General features: G+C 71.7%; 17 protein-coding genes. 4 read left to right on the top strand and 13 right to left on the bottom strand.

The genetic code is table 11. The features are described from left to right. The 9 genes from OJ997_RS21930 to OJ997_RS21890 form a co-directional block, all read right to left on the bottom strand. The coding region (locus tag OJ997_RS21930) for a hypothetical protein (protein WP_270027374.1) at window positions 1-310 on the bottom strand (310 nt) is incomplete at its 3' end. 88 nt (window positions 311-398) lie between these two features. After that, window positions 399-3635, bottom strand: a complete 3237-nt coding sequence (locus OJ997_RS21925) for an EAL domain-containing protein (protein ID WP_270027373.1) — start codon at window positions 3633-3635, stop codon at window positions 399-401. A 209-nt stretch (window positions 3636-3844) separates the two neighbouring features. Next, window positions 3845-4960, bottom strand: coding sequence for an aspartate aminotransferase family protein (locus OJ997_RS21920; RefSeq protein WP_270027372.1), 1116 nt, complete (start codon window positions 4958-4960; stop codon window positions 3845-3847). Then, window positions 4957-5805 (bottom strand): acetylglutamate kinase, encoded by an 849-nt coding sequence (argB, locus tag OJ997_RS21915; RefSeq protein ID WP_270027371.1) that lies wholly within the window; start codon window positions 5803-5805, stop codon window positions 4957-4959. The genes OJ997_RS21920 and argB overlap by 4 nt, the downstream gene beginning before the upstream one ends. 5 nt (window positions 5806-5810) lie before the next feature. Then, entirely contained in the window at window positions 5811-7037 is a 1227-nt protein-coding gene (gene argJ / locus OJ997_RS21910) for a bifunctional glutamate N-acetyltransferase/amino-acid acetyltransferase ArgJ (protein WP_270027370.1), read from the bottom strand. Then, on the bottom strand, window positions 7034-8026 hold the full coding sequence (gene argC, locus OJ997_RS21905) for an N-acetyl-gamma-glutamyl-phosphate reductase (protein ID WP_270027369.1): 993 nt from the start codon (window positions 8024-8026) through the stop codon (window positions 7034-7036). The genes argJ and argC overlap by 4 nt, the downstream gene beginning before the upstream one ends. Beyond that, window positions 8019-10430, bottom strand: coding sequence for a phenylalanine--tRNA ligase subunit beta (pheT, locus tag OJ997_RS21900; protein ID WP_270027368.1), 2412 nt, complete (start codon window positions 10428-10430; stop codon window positions 8019-8021). The genes argC and pheT overlap by 8 nt, the downstream gene beginning before the upstream one ends. After that, a complete protein-coding gene (gene pheS / locus OJ997_RS21895; RefSeq protein WP_270027367.1) occupies window positions 10427-11482 on the bottom strand; it encodes a phenylalanine--tRNA ligase subunit alpha in 1056 nt (351 codons plus the stop codon). The genes pheT and pheS overlap by 4 nt, the downstream gene beginning before the upstream one ends. Further along, entirely contained in the window at window positions 11479-12228 is a 750-nt protein-coding gene (locus tag OJ997_RS21890) for a TrmH family RNA methyltransferase (RefSeq protein WP_270027366.1), read from the bottom strand. The genes pheS and OJ997_RS21890 overlap by 4 nt, the downstream gene beginning before the upstream one ends. Window positions 12229-12446: 218 nt before the next feature. On the opposite strand from OJ997_RS21890, the gene OJ997_RS21885 reads away from it, so the two are divergent. Further along, complete coding sequence (locus OJ997_RS21885) at window positions 12447-13775, top strand: hypothetical protein (RefSeq protein ID WP_270027365.1); 1329 nt, start codon at window positions 12447-12449, stop codon at window positions 13773-13775. 60 nt (window positions 13776-13835) lie between these two features. On the opposite strand, the gene rplT is transcribed toward OJ997_RS21885, so the two are convergent. The 4 genes from rplT to thrS all read right to left on the bottom strand — a co-directional run bounded on the left by rplT (window position 13836) and on the right by thrS (window position 17177). Further along, window positions 13836-14201, bottom strand: coding sequence for a 50S ribosomal protein L20 (gene rplT, locus OJ997_RS21880; protein ID WP_270027364.1), 366 nt, complete (start codon window positions 14199-14201; stop codon window positions 13836-13838). Beyond that, window positions 14198-14401, bottom strand: coding sequence for a 50S ribosomal protein L35 (gene rpmI / locus OJ997_RS21875; protein WP_202952533.1), 204 nt, complete (start codon window positions 14399-14401; stop codon window positions 14198-14200). Before rpmI ends, rplT begins: the two co-directional genes overlap by 4 nt. 60 nt (window positions 14402-14461) lie before the next feature. Further along, window positions 14462-15031: a translation initiation factor IF-3 gene (infC, locus tag OJ997_RS21870; RefSeq protein WP_270027363.1), complete on the bottom strand. Its 570-nt coding sequence runs from the start codon at window positions 15029-15031 to the stop codon at window positions 14462-14464. Between the two features lie 196 nt (window positions 15032-15227). Then, window positions 15228-17177, bottom strand: coding sequence for a threonine--tRNA ligase (gene thrS, locus OJ997_RS21865; protein WP_270027362.1), 1950 nt, complete (start codon window positions 17175-17177; stop codon window positions 15228-15230). A gap of 401 nt (window positions 17178-17578) precedes the next feature. Here thrS and OJ997_RS21860 point away from each other — a divergent pair, with 401 nt between their 5' ends. The 3 genes from OJ997_RS21860 to OJ997_RS21850 are packed head-to-tail and all read left to right on the top strand — an operon-like array spanning window position 17579 to window position 19780. Continuing rightward, window positions 17579-18166, top strand: a complete 588-nt coding sequence (locus OJ997_RS21860) for a transglycosylase family protein (RefSeq protein WP_270027361.1) — start codon at window positions 17579-17581, stop codon at window positions 18164-18166. A gap of 13 nt (window positions 18167-18179) precedes the next feature. Then, window positions 18180-19244, top strand: coding sequence for an aminotransferase class V-fold PLP-dependent enzyme (locus tag OJ997_RS21855; RefSeq protein ID WP_270027360.1), 1065 nt, complete (start codon window positions 18180-18182; stop codon window positions 19242-19244). Then, complete coding sequence (locus tag OJ997_RS21850) at window positions 19241-19780, top strand: LOG family protein (protein WP_270027359.1); 540 nt, start codon at window positions 19241-19243, stop codon at window positions 19778-19780. The genes OJ997_RS21855 and OJ997_RS21850 overlap by 4 nt, the downstream gene beginning before the upstream one ends. Window positions 19781-19796 lie beyond the last annotated feature (16 nt).

Genomic DNA, 19796 nt, shown 5'->3' with positions numbered 1-19796 from the left:
CCCCGACTTCCGAACCGCCGGCCGCGCCGCCCGAGCCGGTCCCGCCGCCGCTGCCGGCGCCGCCCGAGCCTGAGCCGCCCGAGCCACCGCCGCCGATCACGGGCGGCGCACTCGGAGGTGCGGTGGGCACCGGGACCTGGACGGTCGGGATCGGGACCTGCACCGTCGGGATCGGGACCTGGACGGTCGGGATCGGGACCTGGACGGTCGGCACCGGCACCGGCACCGTGGGGACCGGCAGCTGCGCGAACGCCGGCGTGGCGACCAGGACGGTCGCGAGTCCCACTCCGGTCAGGGTTCGGATGCGCACGGCATCCGGCTCATACCGGGAGGTGATCCTCGCCAAACCAGTGCGGCGAAGGGATGACACCTCCCTGCGTATGCCGGACGGCGGCGCCCTACGACTCGATCAAGCCCCGCGCCAACCGGGCGAACAGACGCCGCGCCCCCGCGATCTCGCGGGGCCCGGCTTCACGCCGCTGCAGCACCTCGGCCACCAAGGCGCCGAACCGCTCGATCACGAGAAACCGCTCGAGCAGCGTCGCCCCGCCGACTTCAGCGCGCGCGCCGAGGCGCTGCGTCGCGGTCTCGGCGCTGTCCCAGTCGGCGCTCTCGCACGCCGCGGCCACCCGCGCGGCCCACTCACTCAACTCCGCCACGCCGGGCTCGCGCGCGAACCAGCCGTGGCGGCCGGTCTCGTACAGGCCGCCGGCGACGGACTGCAGCCGCTCGGGCTGCATCCGGAGCAGCGCGGCGACGTGCGGGAGGCTCGCGGTCGGCGCGTCGATCGCGCGCAGCTGCGTGCGCGGCCGGAGCTCCGGGCCGGTGCTCAACCGCCGCAACTCGGCGACCGGGAAGCGGCGATGCCCGCCCGGGGTGCGCACGACGGCGATCCGGCCCGTGTCGGCCCAGCGGCGGATCGTGCTCGCGGAGACGCCGAGCACGTCGGTGGCCTCGCCGAGGGCGACGGTCGGCTCGTCGACCTGCGCGACCGGCGGTTCCAGCGACCAGTCCGCGCGCTCGGCCGGCAGCCCGTCGCGCAGCAGGGTCTCGATCTCCGCCGCCGGGGCAGGCCGGGCGACGCCGTAGCCCTGAACGGTGTCGCAGTCCATGCTCGCGATCCACGCGGCCTGCTCGGCGGTCTCGACGCCCTCGGCGATCACGGAGACGTCCAGCGCGGTGGCCATGCTCACGATCGCCCGCAGGATGTGGCGGTCGCTCTCGGCGTCCGCGAGCCCGGCGACGAACGAGCGGTCGACCTTCAGGCCGTCCAGCGGGAAGCGCTTGACGTAGTTCAGCGACGAGTAGCCCGTGCCGAAGTCGTCGAGCAGCAGCCGCACGCCGAGCGCCTTGAGCCGCTGCAGGTGGGCGAGCGGCGAGCCCGCGTCCTCCATCAGCACGGTCTCGGTCAGCTCGAGCGCCAGCCGGTCGGGCTCCAGGCCGGTGCGCTGCAGCGTCTCGCCGATCTCCTCCGCCAGCCCCGGCGCCGCGATCTGCCGGCCGCTGACGTTCACCGACACCCACACGCGCGGGAGCGTCGGGTCGGCGTCCCAGCGCGTGAGCTGCCGGGACGCCTCGCGGATCACCCAGCGGCCGACCGCGAGGATCAGCCCCGACGACTCCGCGGCCGGGATGAACTCGTTCGGCGACACGAGCCCGCGCTCGGGATGCTGCCAGCGCACCAGCGCCTCCAGCCCCAGGATCCGCCGCTCGTGCAGCGAGACGAGCGGCTGGTAGTGCAGCACGAGCTCGTCGTTCTCCAAGGCTCGCCGCAGGTCGTGCTCGAGCCGGATCCGCTCGGCGACACGCCGGCGCATCGTGCGGTCGAACAGCTCGTAGGTCGTCCCGGGCTGGTCCTGCGCGCGCTGGAGCGCGGTCTCCGCGTCGCGCATCAGCGAGTCCGCGCTGCTGGACACCCAGTCGCCCAGCGCCACGCCGATCGACACCGCCGGGTGCAGCACGTGCTCGTCCACGACCACCGGCGCCTCGAACGCGCCGATCACGCGGCGGACGATCTCGATCGTGCCGCGCTCGCCGGAGATGTCCTCGCAGACGATCCCGAACTCGTCGCCGCCGAGCCGCGCGAGCGTGTCCCCCGCGCGCAGCACGCCCTCCAGCCGGCGCGCGAACGTCGCGAGCACCTCGTCGCCGACCTCGTAGCCGAACGTGTCGTTGACGTCGCGGAAGCCGTCGACGTCGAGCGTGAGCACCGCGACCGACTCGCCCTGGCGCCCCGCGCGCGCGATCGCGTGCGTGACGCGGTCCGCGAACTGCTCGCGCCCGGGGAGCGCGGCCAGCTCGGGCGGCTGCGAAGCCCGCACCGGCCGGTCGGCGCCCGCGGTGGAGACCAGGTGCGCGGCGGTCTCGACCACGCGCTCCTCGCCCGCCGTGAACGACCGCGTCTCGTAGCTGGCGGCCGCGAGCCAGCGGCGCGGCCCCGGCCCGAGGCCGAGCGGCGCCACGATCGCCCCACGCACGCCCGCGCCGCGCCACACCGACGGCAGCAGCGCGCCCTCGAGCAGCCGCGCGGCGCCCGGGAGCTCGTCCGCGACCGGCATCGCCATCGGCACCGAGCCGTGCGCCGCGACCGTCGCGGTCGTGCCGTCCGGCCGGCGCTCGAGCACCATCGCCGCGTCGACCGCCAGCGCGCTGCCGATCCCCGCCGCCGTGGTCCGCATCAGGTGGGCGTCCGGCGTGCCTTCCAGGGCGAGCCGGCCGAGCGCGGCGAGCATCTCCTGCGCGCGCACCTCGCGCGCGAGCGGGTGATGCGCGCGCCGCGGCTCCTCGACGTCGACGATCTGGCAGAGGCCGTAGCGCGAGACCCCGGCGTTGTCGCGAGCGAGCGAGAGGACCACGTCGCACGCGACGTACTCGTCCCCATCGCCGAGCAGCCGCAGACGCCGGCGGCTGAACTCCACCTCGCCCGCGTGCAGCCGGCGCAGCGCGAGCTTGGCCGCGGCGACGTCGTCGCGATGCACGAAGTCGCGCACGCCGCGCCGGGCGAGCAGGACGTGCGGCGACGCGCCGAGCACCTCGGCCAGGCGCTCGTTGAGGTCCACGACGCGCGGCCGGGCCGGGTCGAGCGTGAAGATCGCGATGCCCGCGGTCGAGTAGCGGAACGCGGTCGCCAGCCGCCCGTCGCCGAGCAGCTCCAGCCGGCCCGCGCGCACCGTCGCCTCGAGGCGCTCGTGCATCTCCCACGCGTCGCGCTCGCGCACCATCGGGTCGGTCAGAGCGTCGACGAGCGCGAGCACGGCCGCGCGGTCCGCGTCGCTCAGCGGCGGCTCACCCTCGTGCCGGCCGACGGCCACGACGCCCGCGATCCGCGCGGCGCCGGGACGACGCACCGGCGCGGCGAACAGCGAATGCAGCCCGAAGTGCAGCGTGTGCGTGCCCGCGGGCGGCCCGACCCAGTTGGCGAGGTCCGCCGGGTCACCGGTCCGGTCGAGCGTCTCGCCGCGCCGGAAGGCGTCCAGGAGCTTCTCGCTCGGCCAGCCGGAGTCCCGGCCGACGTACTCGCTCATATACGCGGCGATGTCCGGCCGCTCGGACGCCGCCGCCATCGGCACCACCGCACCGCGCAGCGCCGACTTGAGGTAGATGACGCAGGCGCAGTCGTGCGTGCGAGCGAACATCGACGCAACGTCCTGCAACCCGCTGCGACCCGCCGCGCGGCCGTCGGCAATCAGCCGGGCCGCGGAGTGCGCAACATCCAGAGTGGGGCTCGTCATGGGGCCGGCGGGACCCTAGCTGGCGATTTGCCGGATCGCGCCACTGCATCGGATCCTGCTGACCAGTTAACGGGCCAGTTGACGGTGCATCGAGATGCACCGCTTTCCAGGTGTCAGATATCGAGCTTTTTCAGACGATCGACGGCTTCGTCGATCTCGTCCGCGCCGACGATCAGGGGCGGCAGGAAGCGCAAGGTGGTGGCACCGGTGGCGTTGATGATCAGCTGCTGCTCGAGCAGCGCCCGCGTCGCCAACTTCGGCGCCTCGACGTTGATCTCGGCCGCCACCATGAGCCCGCGACCGCGCACCGAGACCACGTAGGGCAGCTCCTGCAGCTTCGCCACGAGCCGCTCACCGGTCTCGCGCACGCGCGCGAGGAACGTCTCGTCGTCGATCACGTCGAGCGCGACATTGGCCGCGGCGCTCACCAGTGGGCCGCCGGCGAACGTCGAGCCGTGGTCGCCGGGGACGAAGACCTCCTGCAGCTTCGGGCCGATCACCAGCGCGCCCATCGGCAGGCCGCCGGCGAGGCCCTTCGCGAGCGTCATCGCGTCCGGGACGACGCCCAGCTGCTCGTAGGCCCACAGCGAGCCCGTCCGCCCCATGCCGGTCTGCACCTCGTCGAAGATCAGCGCGGCGCCGACCTCGTCGCAGGCCGCGCGGATGCCGGCCAGCAGCTCGGACGACATCACGTTGACGCCGGACTCGCCCTGGATCGGCTCGATCAGCACGGCGGCGGTGTCGGCGTCCACGGCAGCGGCGACGTCGCTCGCCTCGACCGCCCGGAACCCGGGCACGAGCGGCGCGAACGGCGCCTGCTTGGCCTCCTGCGGCGTGGCGCTCAAAGCGCCGTAGGTCCGCCCGTGGAACGCGTTCAGCGCCACGATCACGTCGCCGCGCGGGCGGTGCTTGCGGGCGAGCTTGATCGCGGCCTCGTTGGCCTCGGCGCCGCTGTTGCAGAAGAAGACGCTCTCGCCGAACGACCGCGCGCACAGGCGCTCCGCCAGCCGCACGTTCGGCTCGGTGTAGAAGAGGTTGGAGACGTGGATCAGCCGCCCGGCCTGCTCGCGCACCGCCTCCACGAGCCGCGGGTGCGAGTGGCCGAGGTTGTTGACCGCGATCCCCGCGAGGAAGTCCAGGTAGCGCTCGCCCTTGCTGTCGGTCAGCCAGGCGCCCTCGCCGCTGACGAACTCGACGGGGTAGCGCGCGTAGGTATTCGCCAGGCTCACGTCGCCGGCCTCACTTTCGTCCCGATGCCGGCATCCGTGAACAGCTCGAGCAGCAGCGAGTGCGGCAGCCGCCCGTCGATGATGTGCGCGTAGGTGACGCCGCCGTGGATGGCCTCCACGCACGCCTGCAGCTTGGGCCGCATCCCGCCCTGCATGTGCTCGAGCGCGGTTTCGACCTCGTCCGCGCCCGCCTCGGAGATCACGCTGTCGGGATCCGCGGGGTCGCGCAGCCAGCCCGCCACGTCCGTGAGGAAGATGACCTTGTAGGCGCCCAGCGCCCGCGCGATCGCGCCCGCGGCCTCGTCGGCGTTGACGTTGTGCGAGCGTCCGGTGCGGTCCGCGCCGACCGACGCGACGACCGGGATGTAGTCCTCGGCGATGTGGGTGAGCACGCCGACGTCGACGCGGTCGATCTTGCCGACGAAGCCGATGTCCTCGCCGCCCGGGCCGAGCATGGTGCTCACGCGGAACAGCTGGCCGTCGTCACCGGACAGGCCGACCGCGGGCTGCCCGTGGCGATTGATCCGGCCGACGATGTCCTTGTTGACCTTGCCGACGAGCACCATCTTCGCGATCTCGACGGTGTCCTCGTCGCTCACGCGCAGCCCGCCGATGAACTCGACCGGCATGTTCAGGCGGTTCATGTAGGCGGTGATGTCCGGCCCGCCGCCGTGGACGATGATCGGGTTCAGCCCGACGTACTTGAGCAGCACGACGTCGCGTGCGAACTCCTCGCGCAGCGCCGGGTCGTTCATCGCCGCGCCGCCGTACTTGATGACGACCGTCTTGCCGTGGAACTCCCGGATGTACGGGAGCGCCTCCAGGAGTGTGCCGACGTCGCGCATCGGCGTCACGTCGTGTAGTCGGCGTTGATGGTCACGTACTCGTGCGAGAGATCGGAGAAGAAGACCTCGGTCTCCGCCCCGCTCCCGGGCAGCACGACGTCGTACTCGACCTCGTCGCCGCTGACCGCCTCGGCCAGCTTGGCCACGTCGAACGGGATCGCCATGCCCGCCGCGGCCACTTGCACCGACTCGATGAACACGTCGACCGCGAGCGGCGCCGTGTCGGTCAGCGCGCCGCCGACGGCCTGCACGATCCGGCCCCAGTTCGGGTCCCCGCCGTGCAGCGCGGCCTTGACCAGCGGAGAGTTCGCGATCGCCCGCGCGGCGTTCTCCGCCACCTCGTGCGACCCGCCGCGCACGACGACGCGACCGATCCGCTTGGAGCCCTCGCCGTCGCGGACGATGTCCAGCGCGAGCTTGCGCAGCGCCCAGTCGAGCGCCTCGCCGAACTTCGTCGCGTCCTCGGACTCCGCCTCGAGCTGGACGCCGGAGGCGCCGCTGGCCTGGAAGATCACCGTGTCGTTGGTGGAGAGCTGGCCGTCGACGGAGATGCGGTCGAACGAGCGCTCCACGCACAGGCCGAGCAGCAGGTCGGCGAACTTCGCGTCCAGGCCCGCGTCGGTCTGGACGAAGCACAGCATCGTGGCGAAGTTCGGGGAGATCATCCCGGCGCCCTTGGCCTGCGCGGTGAGGCGCACGGTGCCGGCGCTCAGCGCGACGTCGACCTCGACCTCCTTGGCGAACTGGTCCGTGGTCTGGATCGCCTCGGAGAAGTCGCCGTGGCCGTACTCGCGCAGGTCACCGCGGGCGCGAGCGATGCCGCGGATCACGTCGCCGGCGTCCAGCTGCACGCCGATCACGCCGGTCGAGGCGACCGCGACCTGATCCTCGCGCGCGCCGCCGGCCATCGCCGCGGCGCCCTGCATGCGCGCCGCCTGCTCGAAGCCGCGGTTGCCGGTGGCGGCGTTCGCGTTGCCGGAGTTGACGATCACGACGCGGATCGCGTCCTGGCGGGCGCGTTCCTTCGTGAGGACGACGGGCGCGGCGAGGATGCCGCTGCGCGTGAAGCGGGTCGCGCTCACGCAGCCGGCCTCGCTGCAGACCAGCAGGCCGACGTCCATCCCGCCGCTGGGCTTGATGCCCGCCGCGACGCCCGCGGCCTTGAAGCCCTTCGGGAGGTCGCCGGGGTTCTCGGTGACGTGACCGGGCAACTCCAGCCAACGTGAGCTCATCGCAGTCCCTCGGTTTCCGGCCGTCCGAACATCAGGTTCAGGTTCTGCACCGCCTGGGACGCAGCGCCCTTCCACAGGTTGTCGATCGCGGCGAACACGATCACGCGGCCCGTGCGCGGGTCGTGGTGCCAGGAGATCCGGCAGTAGTTCGTGTCGCGCACGTCGATCACGCCGACCGGACCGCGCCGCAGCTCGATGAACGGCTCGGCGCCGTAGAGGTCGTCGAACAGCTCGGAGATCTCGTCGGCGTCGACGTCGCGGGTCGGCGTGACGTAGGACGTGACCAGCTCGCCCTGGGCCAGCGGCACCAGGTAGGGCGTGAAGGTGACCGTGACGTCGTTGCCGAGCGCGCCCAGCTCCTGCTCGATCTCGGGCGTGTGGCGGTGCCCTTCGATCTTGTAGGGCGAGACGTTCTCGTCGGCGGAGATGAAGTGCGTGGTCGCGGTGGCGCCGCGGCCCGCGCCGGAGACGCCGGACTTGCCGTCGATGATCACGTCGCCGATCAGGCCGGCCTTCGCGAGCGGCGCGAGGCCGAGCAGCGCCGCGGTCGGATAGCAGCCGGGGTTGGCGACGAGATCGGACCCCGCAACGGCGTCCCGGTTGAGCTCGGGCAGCCCGTAGACGCCCTGGCCGAAGATCTCTGGGGCCTTGTGCTCGCCGTACCAGTCGTCGTACGTGGTCCGGTCGCGCAGGCGGAAGTCGGCGGAGAGATCCACCACGCGGACGCCGCGCGCCCGCAGCTCCGCCACGACCGGCGCCGCCGCGCCGTGCGGGTAGGCGACGACGGCGGCGTCGGGGGTGTGGTCCTTATAGAGCTCGAGCTCCAGCGGCACCCGCGTCTTGGGGTGCACGTCGTCGAGCCGCTGGCCCGCCTCCGCGCGCGCGGTGACGGCGGACAGCTCGAAGGACGGATGCCGGTAGAGGATCTGCGCGGCGATCGCGCCGGCGTAGCCGGCGGCACCGAGCACCGCGACGGTCGGGTTAGCCACGAAGCTCGCCCTCCAGCTTGCTCGCCACCGCCTTCACGACCTTCTCGCGCTGCGGGGCGATCTCCTCGTCGGTGAGCGTGCGGTCGCCGGCGCGGAACTCCAGGCGGACCGCGAGCGACGTGCGGCCCTCGTGCGCGTACACGTCGAACACGGACACGTCCTTGAGGAGCTTGCCGCCCGCGCCCTTGACCACTTCCACCAGCTCGGACGCCGTGCGGTCGGCCGGAACCCAGAACGCGAGGTCCTGGCGGATCGCCGGGAAGCTCGTCAGGTCCTCGTAGAGCGGCGCGACGTTGGCGTGCGGGAGCACGGCGGACAGGTCCAGCTCGAAGCCGGCGACACGCCCGAGGTCGAACTCCTCGGTCACGCCCGGGTGCAGCTCGCCGAGCCAGCCCGCGTCCTCGCCACCGATCAGCACGCGCGCCGCGCGGCCCGGGTGCAGGAACGGGTCGGACCCGCGCACGACGGTGAACGGCACGCGCAGCGCGCCGAGCACGGTCTCCAGCACGCCCTTGGCGGCGAAGAAGTCCGCGGTCGGCGGATTGGACTCACCCCAGGAGGCGGGATGCAGGCGACCGGTGAGCAGCGCGGCGAGATGCATCCGCTCGTCGGGGAGCGGCGTCGAGCGCGCCTCCGCGGCGGTCGGGGTGCGGCCGTGCGGGCGGTCGAAGTAGACCGAGCCCTCCTCGAACAGCCGCACGTCCTCGGTGCCGCGCGCCGTGTTGTGGCGGACGCTGTTCAGGAGCGAGCCGAGCAGCGTCGTGCGCATCACGCTCAGGTCTTCCGAGAGCGGGTTGCGCAGCTTGACGGCCGGGAGGTCGATCCGCAGCTTGCGCGCCAGCTCGGGCGCCTGGAAGCTCCAGCCGATCGCCTCGCTGAAGCCCGCGCCCACGAGCGCGTCGGCCGCGCGGCGGCGCAGGCGCTGCTCGGTCGTGAGCCGCGCGCTCATGCCGTGGCCGGGGATCGTCGCCGGGAGCTTCTCCAGCCCCCACAGGCGCGCAACCTCCTCGATCAGGTCGACCTCGCGCGTGACGTCGTTGCGGCGGAAGGCCGGGACGGTCACGTCCAGGCCGTCGCCCGCGTCGTGGACGCCGAACTCGAGCGCTTCGAGGATGTCGGCCTGCTCGCGGATCGGCACCTGAGTGCCGAGCAGGCGCGTGACCTTCTCGTCGCGCAGGCGCAGCGTGACCGGTGCCGGGCCTTCGCCCCCGATGTCGATCGTGCCGTCGACCAGCCGCGCGCCGGTCAGCTCGAGCATGAGCTGGGTGGCGACGATCTGGCCCTCCATCGCCTGCTCGGGCGCGAGCCCTTTCTCGAAGCGACCGGACGCCTCGGTGCGCAGACCCAGCTTCTGCGACGTGCGCTGCAGCGTCGGGCCGTTCCAGTTGGCCGCCTCCATCAGAACGCGGGTCGTGGTCGGCTGGACCTCGGAGCGCTGGCCGCCCATGATCCCAGCGATCGACGTCGGGCCGTCGCCGTCCTCGATCAGGTGCATGGAGCCGTCGAGCGTGCGCTCGGCGTCGTCCAGCGTGAGCATCTTCTCACCCTCACCGGCGCGGCGGACCTTCAGGCGGCCGCCCGCGACGAGGTCGAAGTCGAACGCGTGCAGCGGCTGCCCGGTGAGCAGCATCGCGTAGTTCGTGATGTCCACGACGTTGTTGATCGGGCGCTGCCCGGCGGCCATCAGGCGCGCCTTCAGCCAGCGCGGCGACGGGCCGATCGTGACGTCCTCGAACAGCCGCGCGGTGAAGCGCGGGCAGAACTCGGGGTCTTCGACCTCGATCGTGACGCCTTCGATCGGGCCGGGCGTGCCGGGGTCGGTCGCCCATGGCGCGGGCGCGAGCGGCTGCCCCGTCGCGGCGTGGACCTCACGCGCGACGCCGTAGACGCTCAGGCAGTCGGGGCGGTTCGGCGTGATCTCCAGCTCGAGCACGTCGGTGGAGATCGGCAGCACGTCGGCGAGCGGCGTGCCGGGCGTCAGGTCGTCGTCGAGGACCATGATCCCGGCGTGGTCCATGCCGATCGAGACCTCGTCCTCGGCCAGGATCATGCCGTTGGACGGGATGCCGCGGAGCTTGGCCTTCTTGAGCTTGGTGCCGTCGGGCATGACGGAGCCCGGGAGCGCGACGCCGACGGTCTGGCCGGCGGCGACGTTCGGCGCGCCGCAGACGATCGTCGCCACGTCGCCCTCGCCGATCGCGACCTGGCAGACGCTGAGGCGGTCGGCGTCCGGGTGCTGCTCGCGCTCGAGCACGCGCCCGACGACGAAGTTCTCGAGCGCGGTGACGCCGTGCGCGTGCACGCGGTCGACCTCGGTGCCGGTCATCGCGAGGCGGTTGGCCAGCTTGGAGGCCTCCATGCCGGGGTCGACGTAGTCCGTCAACCAGAACAGGGGCAGCCTCATCCGAATTGCTCCAGCAGTCGAAGGTCGTTCTCGAAGAACATGCGCAGGTCCGGCACGCGGTGCTTGAGGAAGGCGATCCGCTCGATGCCCATGCCCCAGGCGAAGCCCTGGTGCTTGTCGGGGTCGTAGCCCTCGACGTAGCCGTACAGGTTCGGGTCCACCATGCCGGCGCCGAGGATCTCGATCCACGCCGTGCCCTTGCACAGCGGGCAGCGCGAGCCGTCCCGCAGGAAGCCCTGCTTGCAGTTGAAGCAGCTCACGTCCAGCTCGACCGACGGCTCGGTGAACGGGAAGAAGTGCGGGCGCAGGCGGACCTCGCGGTCGTCGCCGAAGATCGCGCGGGCGAACGCGAGCAGCGTGCCCTGCAGGTCGCCGAGCGTCAGGTCCTCGTCCACGGCCAGGCCTTCGACCTGGTGGAACTGCGGCGTGTGCGTCGCGTCGTTGTCCGGCCGGTAGACGCGGCCCGGGACGATGATGTACAGCGGCGGCGCCTGCAGCTCCATCTGGCGGACCTGCATCGGGCTCGTCTGCGTGCGCAGGACCACGTCGTCGGCGACGTAGAACGTGTCCGCCTCGCTGCGCGCGGGGTGATGGACGTCGTGGTTGAGCGCGTCGAAGTTGTAGTAGGCGAGGTCGATCTCCGGGCCTTCGACCACGGAGAAGCCCAGGCCGACGAACACGTCCTCGATCTCGCGCCGGGTGGCGGTGAGGATGTGCAGGTGCCCGGCCGGGGTGACCGGCGTGCCGGGCAGCGTCACGTCGACGATGTCGGCGGCGAGCTTGCTCTCGAGCTCGGTCGCCTCGAGCTCGGCCTGGCGACTGTCGACCGCGGCCTGCAGCGCCTGCCGCGCCTGGTTGGCGCCCTTGCCCACCGGCCCGCGCTCCTCGGGCGGGAGCTTGCCGACGTCTCGCAACAGGTTCGGCAGCTCGGCTTTACGGCCGAGGAAGCGCACACGGATCTCCTCGAGGTCCGTGGTCGAGGCGGCGGAGGCGACCGCGGCCTCGCCCTCGGCCCGCAGCTGCGCAATCCGGTCGGCGGTGGCTGTGCTCATGGGCGCGTGATCCTAGTTAGCTCGTAGACAGCAACGGTGGCCGCCATGGCGGCGTTCAAAGAGTCGGCGTGGGCGATCGGGATGTGGGCGACGTCGTCGCAGCCCGCGACGAACTCGTCGCTCAGGCCTTCGCGCTCGGCGCCCACGACGAGGGTGACCGGCGCCATATCTGCGCGACCGGCTTCGCCGGTGCTTGCCGATTTCGGCTTGACGCGCTGCAGGGGCGAGCCCGCGCGGGCGGCCAGCGCGATCTTGCGGCCCGGCAGCTCCGACGCGCTGCGCACCTTCGCGACCGGCATCGAGAAGATCGCGCCCATCGAGGCGCGCACGGCCTTGTGCGACCACGGATCGGCGCTGCCCGGGCCGAGCGCGACGCAACTCGCCCCGAACGCGAGCGCGGAGCGGATGACCGTGCCGACGTTCCCCGGGTCCCCCACGCCCCACAGCGCGATGCACAGCGGGCCTTGCGGTTGCGCCCAGCGCTGCGGGTACACGCCGATCGCGCGCGTGCCCGAGCCGAGCTGGGACACGCTCGCCATCACGTGCGGGAGCACCGGGATGCCCTCGAGGCCCGAGTCCGAGGTGACGTAGCGGGCGGACGGGTGCCAGCCGGCGGCCTCCGCGGCCTCCAGCAGGTCTTCGCCCTCGGCGACGAACGAGCCCAGCTTGTCCCGCCACTTCTTGCCGGCGAGCTTGCGGACCTCTTTGAGGGCTTCGTTGTGGGAGCTGGAGATGGCTTCAGTCATGGGTGCGTAGAAACGAAAAAGGGCGCCGCTCCGGTGGGAGGGGCGCCCTATCAAGGCTCGGCGGAGTTCGGTTGGTCCTAGGCCGCCGAGGCCTCGCGGGCGTGCGCGGCGAATCGGCGGAACGTCCCCACTTCACGATCACGTGACATCTCGCGCTCAGTGGCCGGGGACGAATAGGACATGACGAGGGCCGAAGTATAGCCACGCTCGCAGCCGCGTTGATCGCCGCGGCCACGGCCTGGTCGGCGCCCGCCGACGTCGTCGCGCCGGGCTGTCAGCAGACGCTCCCACCCGACGCGATCTCGACCGCGGGCACGTCCACGTTCGTGCACGTCGAGGCCGAGGCGTGCGCTCCGCACTATCGCGGCGCGATGCTCGAGTTGTCCGAGACGCCGGCCCGGATCGTCGTCGGCACGCCGGGCGAGCAGCGCGCCACGCTGCTCGGCGACGTGCTGATCGCCTCGGGCATGCGGACCCGCGCGAACCGGCCCGGCCACCCGCGTCAGCTCCTGCTCGAGGGCGGCCACGACCTCGCGGGGACGATCGCCCCGGGCGGCGAGGCCGTGCTCGCGCTCGGCGGCGAACGCGAGACGTTCGTGCGCCGCGCGGCGCCGGGGCTGCCGTTCGCGGGTTCCGTCCGGGTGCCGGGCCTCGCTCGCCCCTCGGCGGTGGCGGTCGACGCGACAGGCGCCGCCATCGTCCTGGGCGAAAGCGGCGACAGCCTGAGCGCCGCGATCGTGCTCGGACCGACCGCGGCGCCCCGCGACGGCACAGGCGTGCCCGGCGGCGCACCGCCCGCCGCGCGCAGTGACGGCAGCGCCGCCCGCGGCGACGGCACGTTCGCGTCCGTCGCCGCGCCCCTCGGCTTGCCGCGGCTCCTTACGCGCCGCGCCGACGAAGGCGTGCTCGCCGCCGCGCCCGACGGCACGGTCGTCGCCGCCTGGCTCGCGTCGCGACACCGGAAACCGCGCGGCGCGCGCTGCTGGTGGCCGCCGAGGGAGGTGTGGGCCGCGGTCCGCCCGCCCGGTGGCACCTTCGGCGCGCCGCGGCGGATCTCGTACGCGGTCGGCCACGGCGTCGTGACGCTGCGGGCCGCGTCTGGCCCCGGTGCGCGGATCGCGTGGGATGCGGGCGCCCCCGACGAGATCCCGCCCTGCCCGCCTCCGGTGCCCCGACCGAAGCAGCCGGCGCGCGCCGCGGCGACGGCTGAGCCCCAGGTGCAATCCGCGGCGCTCGTCCCCGGCGGGCTCGGGCCGACGCAGGTCATCGCGCGCGGGACGGTCTCACTGCTCGACGTCGCAGTCGGTGCGGGCCACACGGTGTACGCGCTGCGCTCGTCGCGCCGGGCGACCGCGCTGGTCTTCGACGCGACCGGGAAGGCGTGCCCGCCGGCGGACCTGGGCGAGGAGGCCGACGACCCGCTCGGACACCAGCCGCGGGGGTTCGCCGCAATCGACGCGCTCGGCCGTGCGACGATCACCTGGCCAGTGGAGCGCGGCCGCTACTACACGGGCCGCTTTGCCCGGAGCGAGCTCGGCGCCTGTTAAACACGAACGCCGGGCGAGAAAGCCCGGCGTCAAGTCACCGCGAATTGCTCGGTGGGAGCGCTAGGCCGCCGCAGCGACCGCGTTCTGCGCCCGGGCGACGAACACGCGGAAGGTCTCAGGGTCGCGCACGGCGATGTCGGCCAGGACCTTGCGGTCCAGCTCGACGCCGGCCAGCGACAGACCGTGGATGAACGTGCCGTAGGACATGCCCTCCTGGCGGGCGGCCGCGTTGATGCGGGTGATCCAGAGGCGACGGAAGTCACGCTTGCGGTTACGACGATCGCGGTACGCGTACGCGTCCGCCTTGAACATCGCTTCCTTGGCGCGCTTGTAGTTCGAGTTGGCCTCGCCACGGAAGCCCTTGGTCCGCTCGAGGACCTCACGGCGCTTCTTCTTGGCGTGGACGCTGCGCTTGACGCGGGTCATCGACCGTTCCCGTTCAGCATCGTCTTTGCGCGGGACGCGTCACCCTTGACGAGCACGATGGCCAGGGCCATATGGCGCTTGCGCTTGGGTGACTTCTTCTCGAGAATATGGCTCGAAAAGGAGTGACGGGCCAGGACCTTGCCGGTACCAGTGACCTTGAAGCGCTTCTTGGCGCCGGAGTGCGACTTCATCTTGGGCATAACCGGCGACGCAGTATAGCCACCCGGTCCGGGTGGCTATGGCCGCGCCGCCGAATCAGCTCAATCTGACTTGCCGTCGGTCGTCGTCTTGACCGGACCGAGCATCATCGTCATGTTGCGACCGTCCTGCTGAGGACGCTGCTCCACGATCGCGAGCTCGTTCAGGTCTTCGGCGAGGCGATTCAGGATCATCTCGCCACGCTCCGGATGGGCCATCTCGCGCCCGCGGAACATGATCGTGACCTTGACCTTGTCGCGCGCCTTCAAGAAGCGTTCGACGTGGCCCTTCTTCGTGTCGTAGTCGTGCTGCGCGATCTTCGGCCGGAACTTGATCTCACGGACGTTGATCGTCTGCTGGTGCTTTCGGGCCGACTTGGCCTTCTGCGCCTGCTCGTACTTGTACTTGGAGTAGTCCAGGATCCGGACTACTGGCGGCTTGGCCTCCGCGGCGACCTCGACCAGGTCGAGATCCTTCTCCTGGGCCATCCGCAGGGCTTCGTTGGTGCGCATGATCCCCACCTGCTGGCCGGTGTCGTCGATGAGACGGACCTCGGGAACGCGGATGCGTTCGTTCACGCGGGTGGTATCACGCTCAGGCGGTTGCCGGTCGAACCTACGAGGGACCGGCATCTAGCTGGTGTGGGCGCCGAGCGTCAAGAACGCGGCGCGGTATGGGAACGCGTATTCAACGTCACGAAGTATAGGGCGAAACATCCTGAGGTCTCAAGTTCCCGTTTTGGGAGTCGATTACCCAGGTCGAGCCGAAGCCAGGGATGGCGACGGCAAGCAGTGGTGACCCGAGGGCAAGGATGCCCACGGGTCCCCTCTATTCCGGCTGTGAGAGCTGCTCCTTGAGCGCCTCGACGGACAGCGCGCCCTGGTCGCCTTCCTTGTGCCGGCGCACCGACGCGGTCCGCTCCTCGACCTCACGATCGCCGACGACGAGCATGTACGGGATCTTCCGCAGCTCCGCGTCGCGGATCTTGCGGCCGATCGACTCCGTGCGGTGGTCGACCTCGACCCGGAAGCCGCTCAGCTGGGCCTTGAGCTCGTTCGCGTAGTCGATGTGACGGTCCGACACCGGCAGCACGATCGCCTGGACCGGCGCGAGCCAGGCCGGGAAGTCGCCGCCGTAGTGCTCGATCAGGATGCCGATGAAGCGCTCGTAGGAGCCCATCAGCGCGCGGTGGATCATCACCGGCCGGTGCTCGACATTGTCGGCGCCGGTGTAGGTGAGCTCGAACCGCTCCGGGAAGTTGTAGTCGAGCTGGACCGTGCCGAGCTGCCACGAGCGGCCCAGCGAGTCACGCATGTGCAGGTCGATCTTCGGCCCGTAGAACGCGCCGTCGCCCTCGTTGACGCGGTACTCGAGGTCGTTGGCCTGCAGCGCCGCTTCCAGCGCGGCCTCCGAGCGGTCCCACAGCTCCTCGGCACCGATCCGCTGCTCGGGACGGGTCGAGAGCTCGACCTCCACGTCGAAGCCGAACATCCGGTAGGTCGCGAACGCGAACTCCAGCGCGGCCGTGACCTCGTCCTGGAGCTGGTCCTCGGTGCAGAAGATGTGGGCGTCGTCCTGCGCGAAGTGGCGCACCCGCATGAGCCCGTGCAGCGTCCCCGAGAGCTCGTTGCGGTGCAGCAGGCCCGGCTCGGAGTAGCGCACCGGCAGATCGCGGTACGAGAACTTCTGCAGCTTGTAGAGCTGGCAGTGCCCGGGGCAGTTCATCGGCTTCAGCGCGAGCTGCTTGCCCTCGGACTCGGTCACGAACATGTTGTCGCGGTACTTGTCCCAGTGGCCCGAGGTCTTCCACAGCTGCGAGTCGAACAGCTGCGGGGTCTTGACCTCGGTGTAGCCGCGCTGCTCGCCCATCTCGCGCGAGAGCCCGACCAGCGTGTTGAACAGCTGGGTGCCGTGCGGGAGCCAGAACGCCGAGCCCGTCGCGGTCTCCGAGAACGCGAACAGCCCGAGCTCGCGGCCGAGCCGGCGGTGGTCGCGCTTGCGCGCCTCCTCCAGGCGCTCCAGGTGCTCCTTGAGCTCGTCCTTGGTCGCGAACGCGGTGCCGTAGATGCGGGTGAGCATCTGGCGGTTCGCGTCGCCGCGCCAGTACGCGCCGGCGACGGAGGTGAGCTTGAACGCCTTCGCGCGGCCCGTGTCCGGCGCGTGCGGCCCGCGGCACAGGTCCTTGAACTCGCCGTTGGTGTAGATGCCGACGGTCTTGACGCCCTGGTTGGTCACCAGGTCCTCGATCAGCTCGACCTTGTACGGCTGGTCCTCACGCAGGTACCGGTCGATCGCCTCGGCCGTGGTCTCCTCCGTGCGCACGAACGGCTCGGCGGCCTTCACGTGCTTCTTCATCTGCGCTTCGATCTTCGGGAAGTCGTCCTCGTTGATCGTCACGCCTTCGGGGAAGTCGAAGTCGTAGTAGAAGCCGTCCGCGATCGGCGGCCCGATGCTGACCTTCGTCCCCGGATACAGCTCCAGCACCGACTCGGCCAGCACGTGCGCGATGTCGTGCCGCAGCAGCTTCAGCGCGTCGCCGTCCCCCGCCTTGGCGGTGAGGATCTCGATCGGCTGCCCGTCGGTGAGCGGCGCGTCCAGGTCGACGATCCGGCCGTCGTCATAGGCCGTCCCGTCGCGCTGCTCCGTCTTGCTCTCGTCAAGGACACGAATGGCCAGCGCGGCCCGGGCAAGGCCCGGACCGATATCGGCGGCGAGGTCGGCTCCGGTGGAGCCGTCGGGGAGCTCACGGACAGAGCCGTCGGGAAGCGGGACGCGCACGGGCAGGCATGCTAGTGCGGCGCCGCGGTTCGAACCGCCTTCCGGGCCGGAACTGCGAGCACACCCGCTGTGCGCTCCCCCGTTGGTATCGCTCGGGCCGGGTTCGCGGGGGGTGTGTCCGGAAACTTTCGCTGAGCGGAAGTTTCCGGGCATACCCCCTGTCCCGCACGAGCGCGCTTGGTCTCTCGTGATCGAATCGCGGTGAACGCCTGTGCGTTCGCACAGTGAGGGGAACCCTCCTCACCTGCCCACATCACGCCCGCCGCGACGGGTCAAGCGGGCTCGCCGCGAAGCGCGAGTTTGCTTGACGCGGCGCCCGCGGGTGTGATCCGCCGTTCGCGGTTCCGTCGAACGCGGCCGCTACGGTGACTCGCTCGCCGCAAGCGAACGAAGGGAACAGCATGCGAACGACCACGACCGTCGTATTGGCCGTGGGCGCCGCGACTCTCGCAGTACCCGCGTCGGTGAAGGCCGCCGCCCAGTCGGACATCCAGGCGCCGCTCGCCGGACATCTGACCGTCGCCTCGCAGATGCGTGAGGTCAAGACGGAGCTCGCGCAGGAGCGGTTGACGCGCAAGGCGTGGCGACTCGCCCGCCGGCTCGCCGACCACAAGGACCAGGGGTTCTCGCCGGTCCGGTACCGGCGCCGGGTGGGTGATGATCCGCCCGCCACGATCGCGCGCCGGATTCGATCGCTCCGGGTGGACATCAAGCAGGAGGAGCGCCGGGAGCGCCGGCGGGTCGTGAAGGCGCGCGACGCGACCGCCTCCCCCACGCTCGAGGCGATCGCCGCGTGTGAGTCCGGCGGGAACCCGGGGACGGACACCGGCAACGGCTTCTACGGCAAGTTCCAGTTCACGCTGCAGACGTGGGCGAGCGTCGGCGGCAGCGGGAACCCGGCACAGGCCTCGGAGGCTGAGCAGAACCAGCGCGCCGCGATGCTGTACGCCCGCGAGGGCGCGTCGCCGTGGCCGGTCTGCGGCCGCTAGGGTCCGCAGCCGCATGGGTTTCCGCGACGAGTTCCCCGTTCTGCAGCAGCTCGCGTACCTGAACGCGGGCACGGACGGACCGATTCCACGGGCCGCCGCGGAGGCCGCGCGGGCCGAGCTCGACGCGCAGCTCACCGACGGCCGGCTGATGCCGCACTTCGAGCGCCGGCACGACCTCGGGGACGCGCTGCGCACCGGCTACGCGCGGGTCCTCGGCTGCGCGCCTGAGGACGTCGCGGTGACGAGCGGGACGACCGCGGGGCTGGGCGTGATCCTGGCCGGCCTCGCGATCAGCGCCAAGGACGAGATCATCACCTCGGACGCCGAGCATCCCGGCCTGATCGGGCCGCTGATCGCCGCCCGCCACCGCGGCGCGACGGTCAAGGAGGTGCCGATCGCGGAGCTCGCGAACGCGGTGACCAAGAAGACGACGCTCGTCGCCGCCTCGCACGTGAGCTGGATCACGGGCGAGGTCGCGCCGGCGGAGCTGGCCGACGTGCCCGTGCCGGTGATCCTCGACGGCGCGCAGGGCGCGGGCGCGATCGCGGTCGACGTGCACGAGCTCGGTTGCGTCGCCTACGCCGGCCCCGGCCAGAAGTGGCTCTGCGGCGCCGACGGCACCGGGATGCTCTACCTGGACCCGGACTTCGGCGAGCGGGTGCGCACGATCGCGCCGACGTACTTCTCGTTCGAGGACACGAGCCACGGGCTGGACAGCTCGCTCAAGGGCACCGCGAACCGGTTCGACCTGCCGCTGCCGCGCGAGGCCGTCGCGCTGTCGAAGGTCGCGCTGGACGTGCTCGAGGCCGAAGGTCTGGAGACGATCTACGCGCGCGGCGTCGAGCTCGCGCACACGTTCGCGACCCGGCTCGCCGACGCCGGGTTCACGGTCGCGCCCCGTGGCGCCACGACGCTCGTCACCTTCGAGGTCGACGACCCCGAGGCCAGGCGCGAGCAGCTCAACGCCCGCGGCGTCGCCGTCCGCAACCTGCCTGGCACGCCGTACCTGCGCGCCTCCGTCGGCGCCTGGAATGACGAGTCCGACCTCGATCGCCTCCTCAAGGCCCTCAAAGCATGAAGTCCGTCTGCGTCTACTGCGGGTCCAGCCTCGGCAACGACCCCGCCTACGCCGAAGCCGCCACGCAGCTCGCCACCGTCCTCGCCACGCGCGGGATCCGCGTCGTCTACGGCGGCGCGTCCGTCGGCCTGATGGGCCTCGTCGCCGACACCGCGCTCGCCGCGGGCGGTGAGGTCGCGGGCGTCATTCCGCAGGTCCTCGTCGACAAAGAGATCGCGCACCCCGGCCTGACCGAGCTGCACACCGTCGGCTCGATGCACGAGCGCAAGGCCCTGATGGCGGAGCTCAGCGACGCGTTCATCGCGCTCCCCGGCGGGATCGGCACGCTCGAGGAGCTGATCGAGGTCTACACCTGGAGCTACCTCGGCATCCACGACAAGCCGTTCGGCCTGGTCAACACCAACGGCTACTACGACGGCTTCACCGCGTTCCTCGACCATGCGTCGGCCGCGGGCTTCCTCAAGCCCGAGTCGCGCGCGAAGCTGACGGTCTCCCCGGACGGGCCAACGCTGCTCGCCGAGTGGCTGCGCGCCTGATACGTTCGATCCTCAC

It is taken from the genome of Solirubrobacter phytolaccae, from assembly GCF_027587195.1.
Lineage (GTDB): Bacteria > Actinomycetota > Thermoleophilia > Solirubrobacterales > Solirubrobacteraceae > Solirubrobacter > Solirubrobacter phytolaccae.
This window is presented reverse-complemented; position numbering and strand designations above follow the sequence as displayed.

Bases quoted from the DNA above. Each gene is read 5' to 3' on its own strand.
- rpmI (WP_202952533.1), bottom strand. From the start codon at position 14,401: ATGCCCAAGATGAAGTCGCACTCCGGCGCCAAGAAGCGCTTCAAGGTC.
- OJ997_RS21890 (WP_270027366.1), bottom strand. From the start codon at position 12,228: ATGACTGAAGCCATCTCCAGCTCCCACAACGAAGCCCTCAAAGAGGTC.
- argJ (WP_270027370.1), bottom strand. From the start codon at position 7,037: ATGAGCTCACGTTGGCTGGAGTTGCCCGGTCACGTCACCGAGAACCCC.
- pheS (WP_270027367.1), bottom strand. From the start codon at position 11,482: ATGAGCACAGCCACCGCCGACCGGATTGCGCAGCTGCGGGCCGAGGGC.
- infC (WP_270027363.1), bottom strand. From the start codon at position 15,031: ATGCCGGTCCCTCGTAGGTTCGACCGGCAACCGCCTGAGCGTGATACC.
- argB (WP_270027371.1), bottom strand. From the start codon at position 5,805: ATGCGCGACGTCGGCACACTCCTGGAGGCGCTCCCGTACATCCGGGAG.
- pheT (WP_270027368.1), bottom strand. From the start codon at position 10,430: ATGAGGCTGCCCCTGTTCTGGTTGACGGACTACGTCGACCCCGGCATG.
- rplT (WP_270027364.1), bottom strand. From the start codon at position 14,201: ATGACCCGCGTCAAGCGCAGCGTCCACGCCAAGAAGAAGCGCCGTGAG.
- OJ997_RS21850 (WP_270027359.1), top strand. From the start codon at position 19,241: ATGAAGTCCGTCTGCGTCTACTGCGGGTCCAGCCTCGGCAACGACCCC.
- OJ997_RS21855 (WP_270027360.1), top strand. From the start codon at position 18,180: ATGGGTTTCCGCGACGAGTTCCCCGTTCTGCAGCAGCTCGCGTACCTG.
- OJ997_RS21860 (WP_270027361.1), top strand. From the start codon at position 17,579: ATGCGAACGACCACGACCGTCGTATTGGCCGTGGGCGCCGCGACTCTC.
- OJ997_RS21925 (WP_270027373.1), bottom strand. From the start codon at position 3,635: ATGTTCGCTCGCACGCACGACTGCGCCTGCGTCATCTACCTCAAGTCG.